This window comes from Alistipes shahii WAL 8301, assembly GCF_025145845.1.
Taxonomy (GTDB): domain Bacteria; phylum Bacteroidota; class Bacteroidia; order Bacteroidales; family Rikenellaceae; genus Alistipes; species Alistipes shahii.
Genome location: NZ_CP102253.1, coordinates 1866789 through 1890674 on the forward strand (window position 1 = coordinate 1866789; position 23886 = coordinate 1890674).

At 63.4% G+C, this 23886-nt stretch carries 14 protein-coding genes; 12 read left to right on the forward strand and 2 right to left on the reverse strand.

What is annotated here, in order from left to right:
• Nucleotides 1–270 precede the first annotated feature (270 nt).
• The 11 genes from NQ492_RS08125 to NQ492_RS08175 all read left to right on the forward strand — a co-directional run bounded on the left by NQ492_RS08125 (nucleotide 271) and on the right by NQ492_RS08175 (nucleotide 19147).
• The gene (locus NQ492_RS08125; RefSeq protein WP_015546810.1) at nucleotides 271–576 is read left to right on the forward strand and encodes a DUF3467 domain-containing protein; all 306 of its coding nucleotides are present in this window, start codon (nucleotides 271–273) and stop codon (nucleotides 574–576) included.
• A gap of 128 nt (nucleotides 577–704) precedes the next feature.
• A complete protein-coding gene (locus NQ492_RS08130) occupies nucleotides 705–1328 on the forward strand; it encodes an RNA polymerase sigma-70 factor (RefSeq protein ID WP_044054217.1) in 624 nt (207 codons plus the stop codon).
• Between the two features lie 146 nt (nucleotides 1329–1474).
• Entirely contained in the window at nucleotides 1475–2476 is a 1002-nt protein-coding gene (locus NQ492_RS08135) for a FecR domain-containing protein (protein WP_015546809.1), read from the forward strand.
• A 45-nt stretch (nucleotides 2477–2521) separates the two neighbouring features.
• Nucleotides 2522–5845 (forward strand): SusC/RagA family TonB-linked outer membrane protein, encoded by a 3324-nt coding sequence (locus NQ492_RS08140; protein ID WP_229028826.1) that lies wholly within the window; start codon nucleotides 2522–2524, stop codon nucleotides 5843–5845.
• A 25-nt stretch (nucleotides 5846–5870) separates the two neighbouring features.
• Nucleotides 5871–7538 carry a RagB/SusD family nutrient uptake outer membrane protein gene (locus NQ492_RS08145; RefSeq protein WP_015546807.1) on the forward strand — a complete coding sequence of 556 codons (1668 nt, stop codon included), beginning with the start codon at nucleotides 5871–5873 and terminating at the stop codon, nucleotides 7536–7538.
• 12 nt (nucleotides 7539–7550) lie between these two features.
• Nucleotides 7551–10280 (forward strand): BACON domain-containing protein, encoded by a 2730-nt coding sequence (locus tag NQ492_RS08150; protein ID WP_015546806.1) that lies wholly within the window; start codon nucleotides 7551–7553, stop codon nucleotides 10278–10280.
• 9 nt (nucleotides 10281–10289) lie between these two features.
• Entirely contained in the window at nucleotides 10290–11921 is a 1632-nt protein-coding gene (locus NQ492_RS08155; protein ID WP_015546805.1) for a hypothetical protein, read from the forward strand.
• A gap of 20 nt (nucleotides 11922–11941) precedes the next feature.
• Nucleotides 11942–14191 (forward strand): DUF5689 domain-containing protein, encoded by a 2250-nt coding sequence (locus NQ492_RS08160; protein WP_015546804.1) that lies wholly within the window; start codon nucleotides 11942–11944, stop codon nucleotides 14189–14191.
• Nucleotides 14192–14195: 4 nt separating this feature from the next.
• Nucleotides 14196–16736: a sugar phosphate isomerase/epimerase family protein gene (locus tag NQ492_RS08165; protein WP_015546803.1), complete on the forward strand. Its 2541-nt coding sequence runs from the start codon at nucleotides 14196–14198 to the stop codon at nucleotides 16734–16736.
• A 5-nt stretch (nucleotides 16737–16741) separates the two neighbouring features.
• Complete coding sequence (locus NQ492_RS08170; protein WP_044054214.1) at nucleotides 16742–17542, forward strand: S1/P1 nuclease; 801 nt, start codon at nucleotides 16742–16744, stop codon at nucleotides 17540–17542.
• Between the two features lie 12 nt (nucleotides 17543–17554).
• Nucleotides 17555–19147: a hypothetical protein gene (locus NQ492_RS08175; protein WP_015546801.1), complete on the forward strand. Its 1593-nt coding sequence runs from the start codon at nucleotides 17555–17557 to the stop codon at nucleotides 19145–19147.
• Nucleotides 19148–19195: 48 nt separating this feature from the next.
• Here the strand turns inward: NQ492_RS08175 and NQ492_RS08180 are convergent, their stop codons facing one another.
• Both NQ492_RS08180 and lnt read right to left on the reverse strand, forming a co-directional pair.
• Complete coding sequence (locus tag NQ492_RS08180; RefSeq protein ID WP_015546800.1) at nucleotides 19196–20485, reverse strand: bifunctional folylpolyglutamate synthase/dihydrofolate synthase; 1290 nt, start codon at nucleotides 20483–20485, stop codon at nucleotides 19196–19198.
• 13 nt (nucleotides 20486–20498) lie between these two features.
• Nucleotides 20499–22085, reverse strand: a complete 1587-nt coding sequence (lnt, locus tag NQ492_RS08185) for an apolipoprotein N-acyltransferase (protein ID WP_044054211.1) — start codon at nucleotides 22083–22085, stop codon at nucleotides 20499–20501.
• Nucleotides 22086–22181: 96 nt separating this feature from the next.
• Here lnt and NQ492_RS08190 point away from each other — a divergent pair, with 96 nt between their 5' ends.
• Nucleotides 22182–23579, forward strand: a complete 1398-nt coding sequence (locus tag NQ492_RS08190) for a Gfo/Idh/MocA family protein (protein ID WP_015546798.1) — start codon at nucleotides 22182–22184, stop codon at nucleotides 23577–23579.
• Nucleotides 23580–23886 lie beyond the last annotated feature (307 nt).

Genomic DNA, 23886 nt, shown 5'->3' on the forward strand with positions numbered 1-23886 from the left:
CTGCGCGTCAGCGACGCACCTGTTACTTACTATCGCCCCTGCGCGGAAGACGGCCCGGAAAAAGGCGTTGTCTTCGGCTCTGCGGCGGCTTTCCGTATTTGCGAAGCAAAGATACAAAAAAGCTCCGACATCCGCCTATGAAAAGGTAAAAAAAGGGTGCGGCGGGTTGTCCCGCGGGTCGGATCTGTTGATAAAATATCGAAAACTTTGGCCCCGGGCTTGCATATCGTTCGTTGAAAATGAATAAATTTGCAGAAACAGTACTCCACAATGGCAGAGATGAAACAATTCGGCATCGATCTCGAACTGGACGACGCCGTGGCCCAGGGCCACTATTCGAACCTGGCGATCATATCGCACTCCACTTCGGAGTTCATCATCGACTTCGCGACGGTCCTGCCCGGTGTGCAGAAGGCGCGCGTCAAGAGCCGCATCATTCTTACGCCCGAGCATGCCAAACGGTTGCTGCGCTCGTTGCAGGAGAACATCGTGCGCTACGAAAGCAACGTGGGCAAGATCGAGATTCCCTCGCCCCAGCCCACGCCCGACGCGGGTCCCAAGATGGGTCAGGCCTGAAAACCGGCGGCGCTGCACGGCAGCGCCTTTTTTTGCGCCCGGCGCGTCGTGTCACGTTTTTGTCACGGCCGAAAATTTTGCGGCGTGGAAAAAAACGTTACTTTTGTGGCAAAAGTCCAGATTCCGCCATGCCCACACCCTCGCCGTCAGACCAGCGGTTGTTCGAAGGCATCCGATTCGGCAACGAGGCCGATTTCGAATGCTTCTTCCGGCGTTACTATCCCCGATTGGTGAACTATGCCGCCCGGTTCGTCGCCGGGCATGAAACGGCGCGCGATCTGGTGCAGGACAGTTTTGCACGCCTGTGGGAGCGGCGGTGTGAACTGCGCGAGCTGGATCTGGCCTCGCTGCTGTTCACGATGGTGCGCAATGCCTGTCTCAATTATCTGAAACACAACGGTGTCGTGGCGCGTCACGAACTGGAGTACACGGCCCGCATGCGGGGTGAGGAGCGGATTTACAGCTACGATTTTTTGAGCGACGCCGAGCAGCCCTGCCTTTACGAGGAGTTGCAGCGCGAGGTGCAGAAGGCTGTCGACGCGCTGCCCGACCGCTGCCGCGAGGTTTTCCGGATGAGCCGCTTCGAAGGGCTGAAAAACCGCGAAATCGCCGCGCGGCTGGGCATCTCCGAGACGGCCGTCGAGAAACACCTGGCCCGTGCCGTCGGCCGGCTGGGCGAGCATTTGCGGCGAAGCTGTTCGTTCGAACTTTCGGTGGCCGTGCTTTCGTGCCTGCTGGCGAATTACCTGTAAAATCGGATAGACGATCATTGACCCGGCAGCGGAGATTTCTCTCTCCGCTGTTGTCGTTTTTTTCTTTTTGCGACTTTTTTTGATTTTTTTGTGATCGGGAGGGTTGGGGAAAGGCAAATTCGGTTGTTTTAAAATATGTAACGGAAATGGAAGAGATGAAATTCGATCAGGAAGAGATGCGGCGTCTGGCCGGACGCTATTTTGCGGGAGAGATCGCTGCCGAGGAGGAGCGCGAGTTGTTCCGCTTCGTCACCTCCGACGCTGCGTGCCGCAGGCAGTTCGCTGCGTGGCGGCTCGAATGGGAGGCGATGCCGGCATCGGACGCCGCGACCGACCGCGACTGGCGCCGCCTGCGGTCGCGTATCCGCCTGCAAGGGTCCGCGAGGAGCGCCCGTCCGGGGCGGTTCGCTGCGGTATGGCGTGCCGCGGCTGCCGTGGCGGTGGTGTGCGCGACCTTCTTCGGCGCGCGGCTCTACGACCGCCTGCTGCTGGAGCGCGCCACGGAGCGCTACACCGTGACCACGAAGAGCGGCGACCGCAGCACGGTCTGCCTGCCCGACGGGACGCAGGTGCGGCTCAACGGGTCGTCGACGCTGACCTATCCGGCCAATTTCAACGCCACGAACCGCTCCGTCGAGCTTTCGGGGGCCGCCTACTTCGACGTTTCGCCCGATGAAAAGCACCGTTTCGAGGTGAAGGTCGGAAACTGTTCGGTGGTGGTCAAGGGTACGAAATTCGACGTGACGGCCTATCCCGACGACTCGCTCATCACCACCACGCTGCTCGAAGGGGCCGTCGGTTTCACCGCGCCGCGCGGGGAGACCTTGCTCCGCCCGGGCGAGTCGCTCACCTACGACCGTTTCGCCGAGACCACGGCCATCACGCACGTCAACACGGCGCAGTACCTGGCCTGGATCGAAGGGCGCATCGAGTTCATCGACGTGACGATCGTGCAGTTGTGCGAGAGCCTGAGCAGCCTTTACGGCGTTGAAATCACGCTCGACGACCGCCTGCGCGCCGACGGGACTTTCATCACCATCCGCTTGAGCAACCAGGAGTCGCTCGACAGCGTTCTGAAGGCCCTCGACCTGATCGTTCCGGTCTCGGTCCACCGGCAAGGCCCTTCGGTGCGTCTCTCGGCCAAGTGACGCCGCATCCTGAAACAACTTTAAAACAACCAATACCTTAAACAAATGAAGCAATTCTCCAATCTGAAACGGGCGTTTCTGCCGTGCCTGTTCGTGTTGCTGACGCTCCCGGCGTGGGGGCAGATGCAGCCCGTCACGAAGAACTTCCGGAAAACGCCTCTCAAAAACGTGCTCAAGGAGGTGGAGGCCCAGACCGGGCTGTCGATCATGTACGACACCCGGGAGCTGAACCTCGAACGTCCGGTCACGGCTTCGTTCGACCGCACGCCCGTGTCGCAGGTGCTGCGCGAGGTGCTCGACCGCACCGTCCAGTATTCGATCAAGGACAAGATGATCGTGATCTACAAGGCGTCGGCGACTCCCCCCCCCGCAGCCGGGACGGGTAAGACCCTGACAGGCACGGTGCTGGACGAAACGGGAGCGCCGATGGTGGGCGCCGCCGTCGCCACGCCCGACGGACGCCGCGGCACGGTCACCGACAGCAACGGCCGCTATTCGCTGACGCTCGGCGCCGGCGACGCTCTGATTTCGGTCTCCTACCTGGGCTACGTCACCCGGCAGATCGTCATCGGCGACCGTACGGAGGTCGACGTCAACCTGGTCCCCGATGCCAAAAACACCATCAACGAGGTGGTGGTCATCGGTTACGGCGCGGTGAAGAAATCCGACCTGACGGGTTCGGTCTCCAACGTGAAGATGTCCGACATCCGCGACGTGCCCAACACGTCGGTCGACCAGGCTCTGCAAGGCCGCATCGCCGGTGTGGACATCATGTCGACTTCGGGTGCGCCGGGAGCCACGACTTCGATCCGCGTGCGCGGCACGCGTTCGATCTCGGCGTCGAACGAACCGCTGATCGTCGTCGACGGCGTGATCGACGCCGTGAGCGACCTGAACGACATCAACTCGGCCGACATCGAGCAGATCTCGGTCCTCAAGGACGCCTCGTCGACGGCCATCTACGGCTCGCGCGGCGCCAACGGCGTGATTATCGTCACCACGCGGCAGGGCGTCACCTCGAAGCCGTCGGTCACGGCCAAGGCTGAATTCGGCGTCTCGAAACTCGCCCGCGACCTCGATCTGATGGACGCGCAGGAGTTCGTCCGCTACCTCAACGACCGGAACTATTTCTCCTCGCGCGATCCGCAGCGTCCGCCGCGCTTCGACCCTTCGGAGTACGGGCGCGGGACCGACTGGATCGACGAGATCACCCGCACGGCCCTCTATCAGAACTATAACCTTTCGGTCAGCGGCCGCAGTCAGAAGTCGAGCTACTTCGCGGCGCTCGGCGGCAACGATACGCAGGGCATCGTCGACGGCAGCGGATTCCGCCGCATCACGGCCCGTCTGAATCTTTCGTACGACTTCGCCAAGTGGCTGACCGTCGGTTTCAAGGGCAGCTATACCTTCCGCGACGAGAATCCCAACCGGGCGACCATCGGCGGCGCGAACATCTGGGACGGCGCCGTCTACCTGGCCCCGACGATGGGTCCCAAAGACTACATCAACCCCCTCTACGAGAACGGCGTGCGCATTGATACGCCCCGCGCCAAGATCGACTGCAACGAGAACGAGAGCGAGCGCATGACCAATACCGACGTGCTGGAGTTCACGATCAAGCCCGTGCGCGGGCTGATCATCAAGAGTCAGAACTCCTATATGGTCTACCAGCGTCACGACTACCAGTTCTGGCCCAGCTATCTGCCGAAGCGCACCGAGGGTGAAGGGGCCGATGCCTACCGTTACGAGGGCGACGCACGCCGCCTGACTTCGGAAAATACGGTCTCCTATTCGAAGAAATTCGCCTCGGGGCACTATTTCGATGCGATGGCGGGCTTCTCGGCCACGCACGAAACGGCCAACTTTTTCTCGCTGAAGGCCGAAGGGTTGCTCACCGACGACCTGAAGTGGAACAACATGAACAGCATCGGCAGCAAGGAGAACTACAACGCTTCGACCAGCTCGAACAAAGTCGTGCGCGAGTCGGTGCTCATGCGCCTGAACTACAACTACAAGAGCCGCTACTACTTCACCTTCACGGGGCGTTACGACGGGTCGTCGAACTTCGCCGAGAACAACAAATGGGGTTTCTTCCCTTCGGCGGCCGTCAAGTGGAACGCCAAGAACGAGAATTTCCTCAAGCAGGTGCGCTGGCTCGATGAACTGTCGCTGCGCCTGAGCGCCGGACGCACGGGTAACGACGCCATCGCGACCTACCGTTCGCTCGAAGCCTACGGCACGACCACCAACGGTTATCTGTTCGGCGGCACGCAGTCGGCGTCGTTCTTCCCTTCGCGTGTGGCCAATCCCAACCTGACGTGGGAGAAAACCACGCTCTACAATGCGGGTCTCGATTTCTCGGCCTTCGACGGCCGCCTGAACATCACCGTCGACGGCTACTATTCGACCACCCGCGACCTGCTGCTTTCCTTGCAGACGATCCATACGACGGGTTACACGAGCCGTTTCACGAACCTGGGCAAGACGTCGAACCGCGGCGTCGAGGTCTCGGTCGAGAGCCGTAACATCGTGAAGCCGAAATTCGGCTGGACGACGAGTTTCACCCTTTCGCACAACAAGCAGATGGTCGACGACATCGGCCACGAAGAGTACGTTTCGTGTCTCGAAAGCGGCGGCAATACCAACTACATGATGTATGGCTACAAGACGGGCTATCCGCTCAATGCACTCTGGGGATTCCAGTACGCCGGGGTCTGGAAGACGACCGACCAGTTCGAGCGCAATCGCTTTACCAAGAGTTATATATCCTCGTCGACGGGCAGCGACGCCCAGCTGATGCTGGGGTATCCCAAGTACGTCGATCAGAACCGAGACGGCATTCTGTCGGAGGAGGACCTGATCTATCTGGGCAACTCCGACCCCGTGCTTTACGGCGGTTTGCAGAACACCTTCAACATCGGCGGTCTGCGCATCGGATTCTACTTCTCCTATTCGCTGGGCGGCAAGATCTACAACTACTCCGAGCTTGCGATGGCCGGCGGTTACGCCACCAACCAGTACCGCTACATGCTCGACGCGTGGCATCCCGTGCGCAACCCGGATTCCGACCTGCCCCGTGCGGGAACCGACGACCGACTGGTTCCCAGTTCGTTGCAGGTGCACGATGCCTCGTACCTGCGTCTGAAGAACGCCACGGTCTCCTATACGTTCGACTTGCGGAAGAAAACCCGCCTGCTGCGCGACATCACGCTGGCCGTCACGGGCGAGAACCTCTGGCTCTGGACCAAGTACAACGGTTTCGACCCCGACGTTTCGAGCGAGGGGACCAGTTCGACCCTGCGCCGCGTCGACATGGGCGCCTATCCCCGTTCGCGGATGTTCGTGTTCAGCATCCAGCTGCGTTATTAAATCCACCCGACAATTTCCGAAGAAGATGAAAAACTTCAATCAATTCATACTGACGCTCCTCGCGGCGGGACTGTTCGCCTCCTGTTCGCTGACGGAGGAGCCGACCTCGTTCGTCAACCGCAAATCGTTCTACAAGAACGAGTCGCAGTGCATTGCGGCGCTCAATTCGTGTTACATGCCTGCGAATGCGATCTATACGGCCAACTTCATGCTGGTCACCGAGGCCTGCACCGACATCTGGTACTCCTCCTCGACGACCGTCGACGCCTGCCTCGACGTGACTCCCGCCAAGCCGCAATACGGCAAGAACGTCTGGACGCAGGGTTACAAAGGCGTCATGTACTGCAACGAGTGCGTCGAGTGCATCTCGTCCGCCGACCTGGCCGACGGGGTGAAGATGCCTCTGGCGGCTGAAGCCCGCGTGATGCGCGCGTTTTACTACTATGTGCTGACCTGCATGTTCGGCGACGTGCCGTTCTACACCACGATGGTCGACACCGACCAGCGGCTGGCCGAAATCCGCCGCCTGCCCCGAACCCCGGCCCATGAAATCCGCCAGGAGCTGTACGATGACCTGGAGCGGAACGCACTGCCGTGGTTCACCGCCGAGAACGGGCGCAAGTGCCGCGCCTCGGAGGCCGTCGACAACCGTTCGGGCTATGCGCTGGCGCTGATGCTGATGGCAAAGTTCGCCATGTGGAACGAGGACTGGAACGGGGCGCTGGTCCCCCTGCAAGCCCTTGAGGAGCTTTACGGCGACTTCAACGAAGGCAACTATCCGCTGGCCGAGACCCAGTGGCGCTACAAGAACCCTGCGGAGTCCATCTTCGAGATCCAGCACGCCTGGTCGCTCACCGGCACGCAGTACAACGGCAACGTGGCGGCGATCATGATGCCCACGCACAACGGAGACGGGGTCTTCGACGGCGTACCCCTGAAGGGTTACGGCACGTCGATGCCCGGCTGGTCGTCGCTGCGGGCCAACAACCGCTATGCGATCTTCCGCCCCGCGACGGGCAATACGCAGACCGAGAATGCGGCCTACGTCGACGCGCTGTTCAACCCCCTGCCCCTGACCTACGACACCTACGACGCGACGCTGAACCGCTATACGGTGAAGATCGACCGCGAGGCGCTGGCCGCCGGGGAGATCCGCGGGCAGAAGATCGACCGCCGCGTGCAGTACTTCCTCGGCCTGGGCGACCTGGAGGCGGGCGAGACCTTCAAGATCACGCACAACTACGGAGTGCCCTGGCCCGGTCCGAAATTCTGGTGTCCGGACATCGAGCAGAACTACGATTCGAACAACTACCGCATTTTCCGCTATGCCGACGCCATTCTGATGATGGCCGAATGTTACTGCAACCTGGAGAACGCCGAGGAGACGATGCGTTACCTGAACATGGTCCGCCAGCGTGCGGGCGTCGATCCCGTCACCAACTTCACGGGCTTCGAGGACCTCACGCTGGCTGTCCGCTGCGAGCGCGCCCGGGAGCTGGGCGGCGAGTTCCAGCGCAAGTTCGACCTCGTGCGCTGGGGCATCTGGTACGACCAGACCTACGCCTATACCAACAACGCGACGCTCAAGGGCAAGATGCGCCCCTGCCACCGCTACTATCCCATTCCCGACGCGCAGTGCGCCCTTTCGGGCTACGTGCTGACCAACGACGAATACCTTGCCGACGGATTATAAAAACCAGAACCGATGAAACGAATCAACAACCTGATACTGGCGCTCGCGGGACTCTTCGCGGTCGCGTGCGCCGACACCTTCGAGGAGCGTTACGACCTGGCCGTCAATACGGACCGGTATTCGGTCACGGCCGAGGCCGGCAAACTCCCCGTCACGGTCTATTGCTCGGGGGCGTGGACCGCTCAACTCACCGCCGAGTCGGCGTGGGCGACGCTCGACCGCACGGCCGGCAGCGGCATCACGACCATCCGCCTCAATTACGCCGACAACCCCGGACTGACCCGTTCGGTCGGGGTCGTGCTGCGCGGCTCGGGGCTTGAAAAGACCGTCACCGTGGTTCAGAAGGCGGGAATCACCGCCCCCGAACTGATCTTCCTTTCGAAGGACCTCGCCTTCGCCAACGGCGCCTACAAGGGCACGGCGGCTTTCGAAACCAACCTGCCCGACGAGCTTCTCCGCGATGTCGTGCCCGCGGTGACCTATGCCGCGGAGGGCGACGCGTGGATTTCCGATGTCGTCTACCATGCCGACGACGAGGAGGCGGGCGAGACCGAAATTCCGCTGGCCCGCCGGGGGCTGATCACCTTCGCCACGGCCGCCAACGCCACGGGAGAACCCCGCACGGCGACGGTCGGCTTCTCGGTGACGGATGCCGACGGCAATGTTTTCGGCGACTCGTTCACCGTGACGCAGAGCGCTGACGAGGCCCGCATCACGCTCGCCGACGACGTGGCTCCCATCGAGGGCGGCCGGCGCGCCGTGGCCTTCTCGACCAATCTCGGGGCGCTGCTTGCGGAGATGAAGGTCGAAGTCACGTACGCCGATCCGGCTGTCGCGGACTTTATCTCCGATGTCGAACTCGGCGCCGGGGAGCTGACCTACGCGATTACGGCGAACGAGGGCGTGGAGAAGCGTTATGCGACGATCACGGTCTCCTGCGCCGACCTTGCGGGCGGTGTGGTTTCAGCCTCTTCGAACATCACGCAGCGGGTGACGGCCCAGCCGCGCGAAGTGTCGTTCGCCGATCTGCGGGCGCTCTTCACGGCCGAGGACAAATCCTACGCCAGCGACGAGGACCATATCGACTACCTGCTGTGCCGCGTCATCGGCGACGCCGGGAACCCGAACATGGATCAGAACCTCAATACGGGTCCCAACAGCATCACCACCGACGAGAACGACTGTACGAACTACGTGCAGAGCCTGGACGGCCGCTACGGCTTCCGCCTGAAGTTCGCCGCCCCGGCCGACAACGTCTGCCTGCGCGGGGAGCAGGTGAAGATTCTGCTCGACGGCGTGACCCTTTCGCGCGAAAGCGACCCGATGCGCTACACGCTGCGCGGCCTGAAGGCCGGGAACATCGAAAAGGCGGCCGAAGCCTCCGCCCTGGAGCCCAAGGCGCGGACCATCGCGACGCTCACCGACGACGACATCTACACCTACTGCGCGCTTTCGGGGCTGGAGTTCTCCGTCAAGGAGGGCGCCTATACCAATGTCCGCGAGTACGACGCCATCGGCAATCCCTGCAATGCGAACCTCTCGTTCGCCGGCGGCACGCAGGCCCAGAAGGCCAAGGACGGCGCGGCCAATCTGCTCTACGACGGGGACAACGACGCGATCTACATGCTCGTGAACATGAACTGCGGCTGGCGCCGCACGGGACGGAGCGTGCCGCAGGGCGTCGGCACGGTCAGCGGCATCGTGGTCCACACGCCGATGGAACGCTGGGGCGGCAACGTGGGCCGTTATTCGATCCGGCCCTTCGACGAGGCGGACATCGACATCCCGCGCGCCGCGGCGTCGGCCTATGCGACGCTCGTCGAGTGGCGGCTGGACAAGGCCGTGATTTCGGTCGGCGCCTACAAGTGGAACGACAACGGAACCTACACGGTCGGCTCGGCGGCCAATTCGGCCACGCAGCTCGTCCAGAACCGGATGCACGCCACGACCGACAACACGGGCGGCGGGGCGCGGCTTTACAGCGAGAACCGCATGCTCAATCAGACGGTTACCGCCGACCGTTCGTACCCCATCGCCATCGTTCACGGCTACCGCGGACTGAACGTCTCGAACTACGTGCCGGGCGACGGCACGACGATGGGCATGTCGAAATACACGATGCTGGGTTTCCTCGGCAACGTTGCCGGCTGGTACGAGTGGAACGGCGATACATGGACCGGTAAGACCAACGGCATCGTGATGGAGTTCTCGACGGCGGGCGTCGGCGGCTCGGCCGCTGCGGTCAGCTTCTCGACCGCCGCGGGCAAGCACAGCACCAACGAAGCCGCCTGCTCGTGGACCAACGCCAGCTCATACCCCGTTTACTGGAAGGTGGAGTACGCCACCTCGGCCGACGGGGCGACGTGGAGCGACTACACCGAAGCCGTCAACGCCGCCACCGGGGAGCGCGGTTTCGAGATGCGTTCGCTGCCGTGGTGCATCAACAACAGCTCGACGCGCACGTCGGTCTTTGACACGGCCAACCGGTCGGGCGTCTACACCCAGTCCGACTTCGGTTTCGGTCTGGTGCCCTACCGCTTCGTGCTGCCCGCCGAGGTGCTCGGCAAGGCGAAGGTGCGGGTGCGCATCAGCCCTTCGTCCGACGTCATCGCGACGTGGAATCCCGGCATCGACGGCTATGCTCTGGGCCAGACGCACCGCAACCTGCGCATAGCGCGGACCTATCCGTTCGACATCGCCAACGGCGTCTATGTCGAGGACCTTTCGATCCAATACAAATAGTGCCGAACCATGAAACACCTGCTGAAATACCTGCTCGCCGCCGCGGCCCTTCTCCTTTGGGGACAGGCTGCGGCCGCCGGGCCGTTCGGACAGCTCCGCGGGCTGTGCGAACCCGGAAAGTCGGTCTTGCTGACCGCCCCGACGGTGGTCGAAGGCATCGTCGTCAGCGATTACCGCAGCCCCAACATGGAGCTGAATCCCAACCTGAACTACTATTCGGTCGATCTGGAGGAGAACGACCGCACGGTCTATGTCGAGGCCGCCGACGGCAGCTGCGGCATCCGCCTGCGTTTCGACGAGGCGAGTGAAAACCGGCTCGCCCGTTACGACCGCGTGCGCCTCGATCTCAACGGCTGCCGTCTCACGCGCACGGCCGCGCCCGACTGCATGACGCTGACGGGCGTGCAGGCGCTCAACGTCCTCTCGGTCGCGCCCGGCACGGCCGCGGATCTTCCCGTGAAGGAGCGGAGCGTCGCGACGCTCACCGACGACGACCTCTATACCTTCGTGACGCTGCGCGATGCGGAGTTCGTCTTCAAGGAGGGTTCCTACACCAACATCTGGGAGCCTTACGCCCAATCCTGCGGTGAACTCCACCACTACAAATACGACATCAACAACCGTATGGACGGCTGGGCGTCGCTCGTCCGCGACTCGGAAGGCGGTGCGATCTACATGCTGGTCAACACCCTTTGTGCATGGCGCCGCGCCGGCAAACCCCTGCCGCAGGGCATGGGGCCGCTCTCGGGCGTGGTGGTCCATACGCCGATGCGCCGTTACGGCGGCGACATGGGGCGCTACTCGATCCGCCCGCTCGACGAGGGCGGCATCGGCGTCAGCCGCAAGCGCAACTCCCCGTGGAAACGTCTCACGGGGTGGCTGCTCGACGGTTCGGCTGGCGCGTCGCTCGAATTCGAACTGCTCGGCTACCAAAACCTCGGAACCGAAGGCCGGAAGGGTGACCGGGTGCTCAACGACGCCGGAAGTTCGCGCGGTTATCTTTGGACCGACTGCGGCGCTTTCGTGCACGTCGACGGCGACTACAACGCCCTCGGGACGCAGAACAAGGGATGGGTCGGCAACGGTGCGGTGGTCTTCAAGGCTCCCGTGCCCGACTGGTACAAGTGGGACAACATGGGGCGCATGGTCGGTTCGAACGCCTTCTATATCGCCTTCTCGACCAAAAAAGCCCGCGGCACGGCCCTGCAACTCGCCTTCGAGTGGGGCGCAGGCAACCAGGACGGCAACTTCTCGTGGAATTTCCCGCTGGAGTGGAAGGCCGAATATGCGGTCGACGGCGGCGAGTTCCAGCCCCTTCGTGACGCCGCCACGGGCCGTGAGACCTTCGTGCTGCGTTCGCTGCCCTGGTGGGACAAGGTGATCGACGGCTCGGGCCATGCCGACCGCCTGCGCACACCCTACGACTGCGGCATGGGTCTCCAGCAGCGCATTTTCCGTCTGCCCGCCGAGGCCTTCGGCCGTGACGAGGTCGTCGTGCGCCTCTCGCCCGCCTCGGGCCTGTTGTCGCAGATTCGCGGCAATCCCTCCGCCGACGTGCTGATCCCGACCTCGGTGGTCCGTAAAAACAGCAAACAAACCACCGTCATCCGCTTCGGCACGATCACGGTCGATTACAAATAACCCCAAAACAGAACCTGAACATGAAATCCTGCAAGATATTACGCTACGGCGCGGTGTGCGGCCTGGCGGCCCTGGCGGCCGTCGGCTGCTCGGTCGATGACGCCGAAACCATCCGCGTACGCGAACTCACGGCCGCCGAGCACGAACTTTTCGTTCCGGCGTCGGGCGGAACCGCCCAGATACAGCTTTATTCCAACGGCCGGGTCCGGGTCGAGGCGCTCAGCGACATCGGAGGCTGGGCTTCGGTCGACCGGTCGGAATTCGACGGCGACCGGATGGTTTCGGTCACCTTTACGGAGAACGATTCGTTCCGCCGCATGGCCAAGCTGCGCTTCGTGCTCGACGGGGGCACACGGGCCGACACGGTCTGCATCAAGCAGTACGGCGTGGTTCCGTCGCTCGAATGTCCGGCTCCCTACAAGGCGATCCGCGGCAGCGTCGAGACCTTCACCCAGTTCGAGATCGACACCAACATCCCGCTCGGGGACTTCGCTGTCGCGACTGCCTACGTCGGTCCGACCAGAGACTGGATTCGCAGCGTGCAGCCCGAGCAGGGCATGCTGGTCGTCGACACGAAACCCAACCCGGGCGAAGACGTCTGCAAGGCGGTCGTCAACCTGAGCTACGTCGACGGCTGGGAGGAGACCTTCTCGGCCAACCTCTACATCACGCAGGCCGACAAGGACGACGAGTTCGGCCGCGAGGTGTCGTTCGCCGACGTGCGGGCGCTGGCGACGGCCGAAGGCACGGCCGTCGACGAGGATATTCTGATCGAAGGCATCGTCGTCAGCGACTTCCACAGCAAGAACATGGAGGCCAACCCCAGCGTTTCGTACGACAAGGTCGACGTGACGGTCAACGACTGCACGGCCTACCTCGAAAGCCCCGACGGCCGCTACGGCTTCCGCCTGCGCTTCGACACGCCGGAGGACAACGTGCTGGCGCGCGGCACGCGCCTCTCGCTCTCGCTCAGCGGCACGGTCCTCACGCGCGAGGAGAATCCCGAGCGCTACACGATCAGCAGCCTGGTCGGCGAAAACATGGTCGAAAGCGCTGCCGGAGAGGCGATTCCCGTCAAGCAGCGTCGGATTTCGGAACTGACCGACGACGACGTCTACACCTTCGTCTCGCTCGAAAACACCGAATTTCTGTTCAAGGAGGGCAGCTATGCCAACGTTTACGAAAATTACAGCCTTTCGTCCGATGTCAACGCCTCGCAGACGGGCAACAACAACCGCATGGACGGCTGGGCGTCGCTGCTGATGGACGACGCGGGAAATTCGATCTACGCACCGGTCAACATGCTCTGCCTCTGGCGGCGTTCGGGTCAGGGCGTCCCGCAGGGGACGGGCACGACCCACGGCATCGTGGTGCACAACGAATTGCCGCGCTACGGCAACGTGGGGCGCTACCAGATCCGCGTGCTCGACGAGTCGGGCTTCGGCATGGAATGGGCCGGGGAGTCGGCCTATACGGAGTTTGCCGAATGGGACGGCAACCCTCACAAATACTCGTTCGGGACCTATGCCAAGTTCAACAGCCGGTATGCCTATAACCGGCTGGAGTCGATCACGCCGTCGGACGACATCTCGTCGGGCAAGACCGTGCCGAATGCCGAACTGTTCTGCGAAAACCACGTCGAAACCACTGCTGCCGAAGCCTGGCCCATTGCAGGAACGGGCAATTACAACAATCCGGAGGTCGGCTCGCTCGGAACGTCGCTCACCTGCAAAGCTTATTTCGTCAAGGCCGGCGTGAAGGGCTGGTATCGCTGGGAAGGGAACGAAGTGGTGGGTTACAACGGCCTGCGCATGGAGTTTTCGACCGCCTCGCTCAACGGCTCGCACATGCTCCTCGGCTTCTCGTTCGCCGCGGGGACCATTTCGGCCACCACCTCGAAAACCTATCCGGCGCACTGGTGCGTGGAGTATTCCGTCGACGGGGGACAGAGCTATACGCTCTGCCCGAGCGCCGCCACGGGCGTCGACTACGTGCACCTGCGTTCGCTGCCGTGGTGGGACGCTTCGCTGGCCGGAAACCGCTACAACACCTGTTCCTCGGCGGGTATCGGACTGACCGACCATCTCTTCCGCCTCCCCGCGGAGGTCTTCGGCCGGGAGCGGGTGATGGTCCGCATACGCCCCTACGACAAGGTGATGACCGTGCTGCCGCTCGTCTGGAACGGCGACACGGAAACCGCCGAGATCAGCGCCGCCACGACCTACGACAACCAATTGCGGTGGGGCGTCATCACCCTGCGTTACCGGTAGCGTCATGCTTGCGATCCGTCATACGGTATGTGTCCTGCTCGTCCTTCCGCTGCTCCTCGGGGGCTGCGGCGGGGACGGTGCGGACGACGGGGACGAACCCCGTCCGCCTGCGGGCGGCGGGGTGATCCTGCGGCTGAAGGTGGCTGCCGGGGAGTCCGGAATGCGTTGGGACTGGTCCGGGGAGCCGCGTGCATTGGTCAACGGCGTGGCTCGCACGGTGGGCTTCGACGCCGACGGCGTGCCGGTCGTGGGGGCCGATGTCTCTGCGGACGGTCTTTATACAGTTCATTTCCCGGCCGATGCTTACAGCCGCGCGAAGCGGGCCTTCGTGCTGCCTCCCGCGCAGTTTCCGGTTTCGGGCGGCAGCCTGCAGGCCGCCGCATGCCCGATGTACGGCACGGTCCGGACCACGGGCGATGCGGCCGACGTGACGCTCTCGCCGCTGTGCGGCGTCGTGCGGATTCCGCTCGCGGGCGATGCGCACATCGCTTCGGTTCGCGTCGAGGATCGCTCCGGAGGGGCCGTTTCGGGCCTGTTTCCGTTCGATCCGGCGACGCCGGAGATTGTCCGGAACGGCAATTCCGGGAACCTGCCGTGGGTGGTGCTCGACTGTGCCGGGACGGGTGGCGGGGTTCGGCCCGCGGCCTCCGGAACGGAGTTCTGCGTGGCGGTTCCCGCAGGCTATTACGCGTCGGGCCTCTCCGTCCGCGTCACCGACTGCGCCCACCGCTCGGCGACCTGGGAGATTCCCGGTCCGTGCGCCGTCGCGGCGGGCGGGGTGAAGACCCTTGTGCCGCTGAATTACGCTCCCGGCGAAGACCTGCTCTTCGCCGAGCATTTCGACAACTGCGTCTGGGGGTGCGACTACGCTGCGGAAACGGGCGGTTACGGTGTCGGGGCCGGCAGTTCCGTGCCGTCGCCGGCCACATCGGCGGGGACCGAGGCGGCCTATGTCGCCAAAGGGGCCGGAACGCCCGGCAGCGCGCTTTTCGAGACCTCGGACTATAATTCCGCGCCTGCCGCAAGCGCGACGCTCGCCGTGCGCCGCGACTACCTGCGCAACCGCGGACTCTACGACTGGCAGCGGCTCTTTTACGCCGCGGAATATCGCGGCTGCCTGTGCGGCGGCGACGTCGGCGGTTACGGCAACCGGGGCATCCTGGTGACGCCCCGCATGGCCGCCGCCGGCGAACCGTGCTGCGCCGAACTGTCGTTCCGCATCTGCCTCGAACGGGGCATGGAGAGCGATGTGGCCTGCATGGCCGAGTCGGGCGTGCTGCTGGGGTGCGAGGTCGACGGCATGCCGGTCGATGTCGATGTCGCGACGGGGACCGACATTTCGCAGTCGGTGCAGGGCGTCACCCGTACGGCCGTCCTGCTGCGCGCCGCGAAGCTGACGTCCGGCGTGTGGCACCAGGTGCGGATGTCGTTCGGGGCCGTGGCTGCCGGAAGTGCGTTCCGCTTCATGCCCACGGTGATCCGCGACGTCAAAAACTGCTTCTGGATCGACGACGTGGAGGTTCGCCGCACGGGCCGCTACGCCCATGCGGGCGATTGCGTCACGGTCGAACCCACGACCGAACGCGCCGCCGCGGGTGAAGATGTCTCGCGCCTGCGTCTGCGTCCGAGCGCCGTGCTCTCGATGGCCAACGAGACGACCTACACCGTCACGCCGGGTTACGGCATGACGTGGATCTGCCCCAGCCTCTCGTCCGACGAGTCGGTCTGGACGCGGGACATCGCCTTCGCCGAAAAGCAGCTCGCCGCCAACGGCTGCAAGGTGTGGTGCATCCACCTGCCCTACGGATCGACGACCGCCGCGCGCAACCGCGACCTCTGCGCCGCGGGCGCCGACCGTGCCGCCTCGGTGGCCTTCTTCACGCGGGCGATCCGCGCCGTCGCACCCCTGAAGCCGAAAAACGTGCTGGTCCACTGCAACCAGACCCTCGCCTTCGGCGACGGCAGTTCGGCCGCGAGCCTCGCGCTGTCGCTGCACGAGTTGCAGACGGTTGCCGACGAGATCGGGGCGCACGTCTGTGTCGAGAACATGTCCTACGGCGTGGGCGCCGATGCCGCGGTGCTCGCCGCGGCCGTCGACGAGGCCAATGCGCTGGGCAGCCACCGGTACGAAGTCCGCATCGCTTTCGACACGGGCCACGCCAACCTCTATCTCACGCGCGAACAGCCCGGAAAGACCGTCGTCGACTGGCTCCGTACCGCCGGTGCGCGCATCGGCCAGCTGCACATTCACGGCAACCGCGGCTGGAACGGACGGATCAACGACGACCACCTGATGCCGGGCTACGCCGGGCGGCTGGGCTATGCCGACGCCATCGGGCGGGCGGGGCTGTGGGGCGAGTTCTACCATACGCTGCTTGCCGAATGCCGCTACCGGGGTCCCTTCACCTACGAGATTTCCACCCGCACGTTCGGCACGGTCGCGGGGGAGGAGCGCAGCGACAACGTTTCGGCTCCGTGGACCATTGCGCATAACTACGACACTTACCTGTATCCCGCCTTCCGGGAGTACGCCAACCGAAAATGAACGCCATGAAAAAACTGATTTGTCTGCTGCTGATGCTCTGTGCGGGCACGGCGGCCTTCGCGTGGGGCGGGCGTGAACACCGCCTGATCGCCTATATCGCCGAAGCGCACCTCACGCCCCGCACCCGGCAGGTGCTCGATCGTTACCTCGATCAGTCGATCGTCGAGTATTCGACCTGGATGGACCGCTACCGCACGGCCCCCGGTTACGAGATCACGACCTACTGGCACATGGTCACCATCGACAAGGACGGCAGCGTGCCGCCCGAACCTTTGCGTCCCAACGGCGACGGCGACGCCGTGCGCCAGCTCACGCGCGCCATCGAACGGCTGCGCAACTACCGTGAACTCTCCGATTCGACGGTCAACGTCAATCTCAAGTACGTCATCCACCTCGTGGGCGAGATGCACTGCCCGGGGCACATCTATTTCGCCGATCTGCCGGGCGGCATGGACGCCCCGCGGCACTACGACTTCTTTCTCCTGAAATACAAGGGTAAGGAGGTGACCTACCACTGGGTTTGGGACGGTTCGGTTTCGCGCCAGTATCCCGACTGGACCGAGGAGGATTTCCGCCGCGAACTGGACAAGTGGCCCGCCGAAAAGCAGCGTGCCGTGGGCGAGGGCACACCTGCGGACTGGGCGCTGGAGTGCGCCCGCAGCTGCCGCGTGGTTTACGACTGGGCCAAGCCCGGCGACGACATCGACGAGGGTTTTCTGCGGGAACACGGCGCCCTGCCCGTCGACCAGGCCCTGCGCGGGGCCTACCGGCTGGCGCGCGTCCTCAACGATTTGTTCGACAACTAAAACCTACCGATTATGAAACATACGATCCGAACGGCAATGGCCGCCCTGCTCTGCCTTGCCGCCGTCGCGGGCGTGCGGGCCGACGATTTCGCGGCGCTGCGGGCCGAGGCTGCGGGCCGCACGGTGCGGCTGGCTCCCGGTACGCAGCTCGAAGCCCTTGTCGTCAGCGACTACCGCTCGCAGAACATGGAGCTCAACCCCAATGTCTCCTGGGACAAGGTGGATCTCGGCGAGAATCTCCGCACGGCCTATGTCGAAAGCCCGGACGGCCGTTACGGCTTCAGGCTGCGTTTCGCCGGCATCTACGAAAACCGCCTCGAACGGGGCGACCGCGTGCGGCTCGACCTGGGCGGCTGTTCGCTGACCGGGGAGACGGACCCCGAACGCTACACGGTCGACGGTCTGTGCGCCGCGAACGTCGAGGTGCTCGAACGCGGCGTCGCACTGCCCGCGAAGGAGCGGCGCATCGCCGACCTGAAGGACGAGGACCTCTATACCTATGTGACGCTTGCCGGAACGGAGTTTTTGAGCAAGCAGGGATGCTATGCGAACGTATTCGAATCGTGCGTCCAGCGGTCGCGGCTCAACGCCTTCGATCAGCCGTCGCGCCGCACCGACGGGTGGGCGTCGCTGCTCAAGGATGCCGACAACGGTTCGATTTACATGCTCGTCAATACCAAATGCGCGTGGCGGCGCGACGGCCGCGGCGTTCCGCACGGCGTCGGAGCCGTCTCGGGCGTCTTGGTCCATACTCCGATGCGTCGTTACGGAGGCGACATGGGACGTTATGCGATCCGTCCGCTCGACGAGCGCGACATCGCCATTCCGCGCGATACGGCCTCCTCCTATGTCGTGGTCGCCGAGTGGAACTGGGACCGCAATTACGACGGCGCCATCCGCTTCGAGAAGCAGGGCTACACGCCCCGCTCCCCGAAGTCGGGCGTCGCGGGCGACCGTGTCCTTCCCGACGCGGGCGAGGGGTTTCTCTCGACGACCTCCGGGGCCAGGATGCGGCTCGATACGGAGTACGACACGCGCTATGCGCAGGACGGCGACGGCAAGGCCATGCGCGTCAACGCCGCCCTGCGGCTCGATTCCGACACCCGCGACTGGTTCCGGTTCGACAACCGCGGCCGCATGAGCGGTGCGGAAGCCATCGTCGTCGAGACTTCGACCGAAGGCGTCGAGGGGCGCGGCCTCTCGTTCGATTTCTCGTTCCTTGCGGGCAACCACGACATCAACCGTTCGTGGGGTTATCCCGTGGAGTGGAAGGTCGAATATTCGGCCGACGGGCTGCCGTTCATAGATGCCGGACGTATTTTCGTACTGCGGCCGGTCGTTTACAACGATGCCGTGATCAAAGACCTCGGCCTGCGCCGCCTTTCGTACGACGCCGCGTTGGGATTCACCGAGTACAGCGTGCCGCTCCCGGTTTCGCTGCTCGGGCGCAAACGGCTCACCGTGCGGTTGACGCCCGCTTCGGCCGTCATGGCCACGATTCCCGAGAATCCGGCCGACGACTCGGCCGGCGGGGTCGTCACGGCCGATTTCCGCCAGCCCTTCGTGCTGCGGCTGGGGCGGGTGGCCGTCCGGGCGCTCCGATGACGAAAAAGCCCGCTGCTCACGCAGCGGGCTTTTTTTATGAACGGGACTTTACAGCGCTTCGGCGACGACGTAGGTGCTGCCGCCGATAAAGATCATGTCCTCGGGGGCGGCCAGCTCTTTGGCCCGGGCCACGGCGGCCGTCACCTCTTCCACCGCCTCGCCGCGGAGTCCGTAGATTGCGGCTTTCGCGGTCAGTTCGGCGGCCGGGAGGGCGCGCTCGGAGTGGGCCTGCGTGAAGATGTAGTGGGCGTCGCGCGGCAGCAGGGGCAGGATGTGCGCCAGATCCTTGTCGCGTACGAAGCCGATCACGCAGTAGAGTTCCCGGTGGGGCGTGGCTTTCAGCTGGTCGGCGACGTAGGCGATGCCGTGGGCGTTGTGGCCCGTGTCGCAGACCGTGAGCGGCGATTCAGCCAGCGTCTGCCAGCGTCCCATCAGGGCCGTGTTGGCCGCGGCGCAGCGCATGCCTTCGAGATAGGCGCGGCGCGAAATGGTGAGCGGCGTCTCCTCGTGCAGGAAGTCGACCGCCGCCGAGGCGGTCACGATGTTGCGGCTCTGGTAGTTGCCCTGCAGGTCGAGCGACACGTCGAACGCCCTTCCGTCGCGCGAGCGGTGGAGGCGGAAACTCTGGCCCGTGCCCTTCATGTGGTGTTCCTCGCACGAGAATTCCTGTTCGGCGTAGATCACCCGCGACTTGTTGGCCGCGGCGGCCTGTTCGATAACCCCGTTGTAACGCGCGTCGGCCTCGCCGATGATCACCGGGATGCTTTTTTTGATGATTCCGGCCTTTTCCGCGGCGATCTTCGGCAGCGTGTCGCCCAGCAGGGAGGTGTGTTCCAGTCCGATGTTGGTGATGACGCTCAATATCGGCACGATGATGTTCGTGGCGTCGAGCCGTCCCCCGAGTCCCGTTTCGATCACCGCCACCTCGACGTCGCTCTGGGCGAAGTAGTCGAAGGCCATTGCGGCGGTCATCTCGAAGAACGACAGTTCCAGTTCGACCATCTTGTCGTGGTGCTTGTCCACGAAGTTCACCACCTTCTGCTTGGGGATCATCTCGCCGTCGACGCGGATGCGTTCGCGGAAGTCCTGCAAGTGGGGCGAGGTGAACAGTCCCGTGCGGTATCCGGCCTGCTGGAGCACCGAGGCGATGATGTGCGCCACGGAGCCTTTGCCGTTGGTTCCGGCGACGTGGATCGTGAAGAAGTTGCGCTGGGGGTTTCCGATGTGGCGGCAGAATGCGGTGATGCGCTCCAATCCCGGTTTGTAAGCCGTCGCGCCCTGGGTTTCGAAGACGGGAAGCGACTGAAAGAGGAATTCGAGTGTCTGGGTGTAATTCATATCAGCAAGGGGTTTATTTGACGAGGTGGTTCCTGCGTTTGTAGCGGTAGGCCACGTAGTAGAGCACCGACAGCAGCAGGATGTATTCGGAGATGCGGGCCAGGCAGTCGCCGTAGCGGGTGTAGAAGGTGAGTTCCGAGTTGAGCGGGACCTCGGCGGTGATCACGCCGCGCTGCTCCCAGCCGAGCGTCTGGCCCACGTCGCCGCGGGCCGAGATGAAGCCCGATTTCCCGGTGTTGGCCGAGCGGGCGATGGCGCGGCGGTGTTCGACGGCCCGCAGGCGCGAGATCGAGAACAGGTGTTTGTAACCGGGCGTGTCGCCCCACCAGCCGTCGTTCGAAATGATGGCCATGAACTGCGCGCCGCGGCGCACGAATCCGCCGTAGAAGTCGCCGTAAAGCCCTTCGTAGCAGATCGCCGGTCCGGTTTTGACGCCGTTGTGCTCGAAAGCCGTGCCGTGCAGGCCCTTGCCGATCTGTCCGACCGTGCCGCCCAGGTCGATGACCAGGAATTTCATCGCGTCGAAGACCCACGTCGGGGTGTTTTCGACGCCGATCACCAGCCGGCCTTTGTGGTGCAGCTGCATGCGGCCCGCGGAGTCCAGCCCCACGGCCGTGTTGAAGCGGTCGTAATAGCCGTCGCCGAAGCGTTCCGGGCGGGCCGTCTCGGTCTGCGCCCCGGCCGGGTAGCGGCGAATGGTGCCGGCTCCGGTGATGAGCAGGGCTTCGGGATGCCGGCTGCGGAGCGAGTCGGTCAGCTCCTGCCAGAATGCGCCCGGTTCGCCCACCGAATAGAAATCGCTCAATCCGGGTTCCAGGTAGTCGCCCGGCACTGCGGTCTCGGGCAGCAGGATGAACTGCGCGCCGGCGGGGACCTCCGCCATGAGGTCCGCGATGTTGCGCTCCTGCCGCTGGGTGTCGCCGTGGAATTTGTCGTAACAGTCCACGTTGGGCTGGATGACGCTCACTCGTGCCGTCCCCTCGTCGGGCTGCTCCCAGCTCTGCCAGATGCACAGCGACGCGATCATCGGCAGTGCGACGGAGCAGGCTGCCGCCGCCCACCGGCGTGTGCTGCGGCGGGCTTGCAACGCTTCGAAAATCAGTATGTTGGAGAGCAACACCCACAGCGTGCCGCCGAAAACGCCCGTGTATTCGTACCACTGCACGGCCCAGACTTCGTGCGAGAAGCCGTTGCCCAGGATGAGCCACGGCCACGAGAAGTCGCCCACGGTGTACCAGTATTCCGTCGTGATCCACGCCGTGACGAGCGTGACGTAGGCCAACGCTTTGGGGGCTTTTTTCGAAACGGTGTGGAAGAGCATGAAGGCGATCATGTTCATCGTCGTCGAAGCGAGCGTGGCGGCCGGGGGGCCTACGGGCGTGGCGTACCAGATCCACCAGATCGTCAGGGCGTTCCACAGCACGAACGCGAGCGTCGCCCAGCCGAACATGCCCCACCACGAGCGGCGCGTGTCGTCGTACGACGCGCTCACCCACAGCAGCGGGACGAACCCGATCAGGAGCGTCATGCCCGTCATGCCGAGCCACCCCGGCGAGAGCAGGATGGCCGATAGGATTACCGCCGCGAATCTACGAAACATGAAATGAGATTTTTACGACGGCAAAAGTAGTCAAATGGGCGCAGATTTCAAAATATTTCATACTTTTGTAACGAAACTAACCAATCTGTCATACTAATGAAGAAATTGCTCATTTTACTGGCTGCCCTTGGAGGCATTCTCCTGTTTTCCGGTTGCGAATCGAAAGGATGGAAGACGGTCGACGGCGTGATCGTCTTCGATACGCCCGCGCGCGAACCGGGCCAGAAATCGGTGCTGGGACTCAAAACCGCGCCGATGGAGACGGTCCGTGTGGGCTTCATCGGGCTGGGTATGCGCGGTCCCGGGGCCGTGGAACGCTTCACGCACCTCGACGGCGTCGAGATCAAAGCCCTGTGCGACCTTTATCCCGAGCGCGTGGACAGCGCGCAGGCGATTCTCGTGCGTCGCGGATTTCCCGAGGCGGCTCCGTACAGCGGCGAGGAGGGCTGGAAACAGCTTTGCGAGCGTGACGACATCGACCTGGTGTACATCGTGACCCCGTGGCAGCTGCACGTCCCGATGGCCGTTTACGCCATGGAGCACGGCAAGCACGTCGCTGTCGAAGTTCCCGCCGCCACGTCGCTTGAAGAGTGCTGGCAACTGGTGAACACCGCCGAGAAGACGCAGCGGCACTGCATGATGCTCGAAAACTGCGTTTACGATTTCTTCGAGCTGACGACGCTCAACATGGCCCGGCAGGGACTGTTCGGGGACATTCTCCATGTCGAAGGTGCGTATATCCACGACCTCGACGCTTTCTGGGACTACTATCAGGACAGCTGGCGTCTGAAATTCAACCGGGATCACCGCGGCGACGTCTACGCCACGCACGGCCTCGGTCCCGCCTGCCAGCTGCTCGACATCCACCGCGGCGACAAGATGAACTGCCTGGTGGCGATGGACACCCGCTCGGTCAACGGGCTGAAACTCGCCCGCGAGAAGCTGGGCGCTGAAGAATTCGCCAACGCCGACCATACGACGACGCTGATCAAGACCGAGAAGGGCCGCACGATCCTGCTCGAACACAATGTCTACACGCCCCGTCCGTACAGCCGCATGTACCAGCTGACCGGCACGAAGGGATTCGCCAACAAATACCCCGTTCAGGGCTATGCCTTCAACCCCGACCAGCTTGCGGATTCGGGCGTGCCCGACCACGAGAACCTGAACGCCCACCGTTTCGTGTCGAAGGAGGTGCGTGAGGCGCTGATGGCGCGGTACAAAGACCCGATCGTCCTCGACATCGAGGCCAAGGCCCGCGAGGTCGGCGGTCACGGCGGCATGGACTTCATCATGGACTACCGGCTGGTCTATTGCCTGCAACATGGCCTGCCGCTAGATCAGGATGTCTACGATGCGGCCGAATGGTCGTGCATCGGCGCCCTTACGGCGATGTCGCTCGAACACAACAGCGTCCCGGTGGCCGTTCCCGACTTCACGCGCGGCGACTGGAACAAGACCGACGGTTACCGGCACGCGATGCTGGTGCAGTGATCCGGAGACCGTATGGACGAAAAGACGGCCCGGTCAACCGGGATTGACGCTGCGGGCGCAGGAATGTGAAAAGCGGCAGACCGAATCATCGGTTCGGTATTTGTAGGTAAACGAATATGCAGAAAAGAGTAAATATCATGTTTACAGGTATTTAATTCCCTGTTCTGCATCTGTTCCGAGCAATAAAATAGCAGAATCGGGCAGGATTAACGGTGAGTTGTGTTACTTATCCGTTACCTGCCCGAAATGCTTTGATTTACACTAAAGTGCTTGTTTTCAGCTTATTGTGTTGGATTTCCGCATAACA